Annotated in this window: 3 protein-coding genes; all 3 read right to left on the bottom strand. The window is 71.0% G+C overall.

What is annotated here, in order from left to right; all coding sequences use genetic code 11:
• On the bottom strand, nucleotides 1–650 hold a 650-nt coding region (locus tag IH13_RS0134905), incomplete at its 3' end, for a carboxyl transferase domain-containing protein (protein WP_031090994.1).
• A gap of 76 nt (nucleotides 651–726) precedes the next feature.
• Nucleotides 727–1158, bottom strand: coding sequence for a hypothetical protein (locus IH13_RS0134900; protein ID WP_031090992.1), 432 nt, complete (start codon nucleotides 1156–1158; stop codon nucleotides 727–729).
• A 131-nt stretch (nucleotides 1159–1289) separates the two neighbouring features.
• The gene (locus IH13_RS0134895; protein WP_234433495.1) at nucleotides 1290–2132 is read right to left on the bottom strand and encodes an AfsR/SARP family transcriptional regulator; all 843 of its coding nucleotides are present in this window, start codon (nucleotides 2130–2132) and stop codon (nucleotides 1290–1292) included.
• Between the last annotated feature and the right edge of the window lie 650 nt (nucleotides 2133–2782).

The raw sequence follows: 2782 nt of genomic DNA, 5'->3' as shown, positions 1-2782 counted from the left end.
TGCACGTCGGCACCGCCGAGGCCGTTCTGGGTGATCTCCTCGCCCGTCACCGCTTTGACCACGTCCGGTCCCGTGATGAACATCTGCGAGGTCTCGCGGACCATGAACACGAAGTCCGTCAGTGCGGGTGAGTACGCCGCGCCGCCCGCGCACGGGCCGAGCATCACGCTGATCTGCGGGATGACCCCGGACGCCTTGGTGTTGCGGCGGAAGATACCGCCGTAACCGGCCAGGGCGGTGACGCCTTCCTGGATGCGGGCGCCCGCGCCGTCGTTCAGCGAGACGAGCGGGGCGCCCGCGGACAGGGCCATGTCCATGATCTTGTGGATCTTGGCGGCGTGGGCCTCGCCGAGCGCGCCCCCGAAGATCCGGAAGTCGTGTGCGTAGACGAAGACGGTCCGGCCGTCGACCGTGCCCCAGCCGGTGACGACACCGTCGGTGTACGGACGCCTGGCCTCCAGGCCGAAACCGGTCGCCCGGTGCCGGCGCAGGGGTTCCACCTCGTGGAACGAGTCCTCGTCGAGCAGCAGGCCGATCCGCTCGCGAGCGGTGAGCTTGCCCTTGGCCTTCTGTGCGGCGGTGGCCTTCTCCCCGGGGCCTGCGTGCACTTGCTCCCGTATCCCGGCCAGCTCCGCGACGTGGAACCGCATGTCTCCCCTTACCCGTTGGCCGCCCCGGCCACCGGCCCGCCCGACGGCGGACCGGTGCGGACGCGGTGGCGTGGTGTCAGCTGCCGAGTCGGCGCAGAGCGTTGATCTGCAGGACGGCGAAGCCACCGACCACGGCGGCCTGGAGCAGGATCCACACGGTGCCGACGGTGTTCGCGCCGAACCAGCCGAAGGCGGCGGTGGCCGCACTGGCGACCGCCCACAGCAGGTTGGCCTCGATCACTGCCTTGGTGGCACCGGCCGACGGCGCCGGGCGGGTGGCCAGGACCGCCACGAGGACGCCGTACACGGTGAGGAAGGCGCCGATGCCGCGCAGCAGGCCGGTGTCGAGGTCGAGCAGCTCGCCCACGGGACCGGCGGCGAGCAGATAGATCAGGCCGTTCACGGTGGTCACGACGGCGTCGAGCGCGAGGACGATGCGCAGGGGGCGTGCCGCCGCCGTGCGTTCGGCCGTGTTCGCCGGGAGGGCCGAAGCCTGACTCGTGGTCATGGAGGTCTCCGAGTGGTCGAGGGGGCTGCTTCCGTGCGTTCCGTCTTCCGTGGGGATCGTCGCAATGAGGGCTGACCGGGTACTGACGGCGGGCTTACACGGTCGGGTGATCCGGCGAGGAAGCGGGCGGTTCAGGCCGGCTGGAGCACGACCCGCGCGGGGATGTCGCCGACGAGGGCCGGGTCGTGGGAGAGGATCGCGTTCTCCACCCGGCGCAGTGCGGGCGAGGGCTCGATACCGAGCTCGTCCGAGAGGTGCTGCCACATCCGGCGGTAGACATTGAGTGCGTCGGCCTGGCGGCCCGATCGGTAGAGGGCGATCATCAGCTGTTCGCAGAAGCGTTCCCGCAGGGGATGGTCGGTGTGGGCGTCATGGAGTTCGGCGAGTATCGCCGCGTGATGGCCCAGACGCAGCTCCGCGTCGAAGAGGAGTTCCATGGCCCGCATGCGGTGTTCCTCGTAGCGACCGCACGCCAACTGGCACAGGGTGCCGCCGGGGAAGTCGCCGAACACCGGACCGCGCCACATGGCGAGGGCCTCGCCGAGCATCCGGGCGGTGGCCGCCGGGTCGCCGGCCGTCGCGACCTCCGCCAGCCGCACGGTCTTGGTGAACTCGGCGGCGTCCAGCTCGCCTTCGCCGATCATGAGCCGGTAGCCGGAGGGATGGATGGTGAGCCGGGACGTCGCCCGGTCGGGCTCCAGTCCCTTCAGCTTGCGGCGCAGGCGACTGACGTGCGCCTGCAAGGCGTTGGCCTGGTTGTCCGGGACGGATTCGCCCCACATCTCCTCGACGAGGCTCTCGCCGGAGATGGACCGGCCCTCGTTCACGAGGAGTGTCTGGACAAGGGTCCGTTGGAGATCGCCGGAGATCTCCGCGGGGCCTAATGCGGTGCGGATCTGAAGCGCGCCGAGAATCGAGAAGCTCAGCATGACGTGTTCCCCCTTGGCGTTCGGACGGCGAAGACGGCTGAACACGGGTGGGGCTCGTCATGGCCGTCGGCGCCGTGGCCGGGGGGCCGCGACGGCCGGGGCGTGGCGGCATCCGGGGTCTCTGGGTCGGTCCCTGGAGCTTCCACCCGCGTTACATCCTGGCACAGAATAATTCCTTTGAGAAGGTATTTTTATCAGGGCTGGTCGCGGTGTGCGGCGGGGAGGCGGCCGACCTGGGCTGTTGCCTCGCGGGTGCCCCGGAGCGGGCCGGGAGGGGTGTGCCCGAAGAGGGTGATGGCCGGGGCCCACGCGCCTGGGGGGAGGAGGCGCGGGGCCCCGGGGCCTCTGACTGCCGCCGCCAGGTGGCGCGGCACGGTGGCCGGATCGGCGTGGTGCGGAGGTGCGGCGAGAGCGATCCCGGGCCGGGCGGGGAGTGGCGGCCGTCGGACGGAACTTCTCGCCGCCGGGGCGCGGCCTCGGGGCGAGATGCTGTGTGCGCGGTGCCGATTGCGAACGGGCCCGCCGGACGTGAACGGGCCCGCCGGGCCAGCCGGGAATTCGTCGGATCGGGACGCGTCTTCCTGCCGGAATTGCTGCGGGCGGCGGCGGTCCGTATGCGGTGCGCAGGTGAATAATGACCCGTGCGAATGCCGCGCGCCCGGCAGGCCGGTATTGATGAGGCGGAGAGGGCAGGA

This window comes from Streptomyces sp. NRRL WC-3549 (genome assembly GCF_000721935.1).
Classification (GTDB): Bacteria; Actinomycetota; Actinomycetes; order Streptomycetales; family Streptomycetaceae; genus Streptomyces.
This window is presented reverse-complemented; position numbering and strand designations above follow the sequence as displayed.

Coding starts and splice junctions, on each gene's coding strand:
- IH13_RS0134900 (WP_031090992.1), bottom strand. CDS start 1,158: ATGACCACGAGTCAGGCTTCGGCCCTCCCGGCGAACACGGCCGAACGC.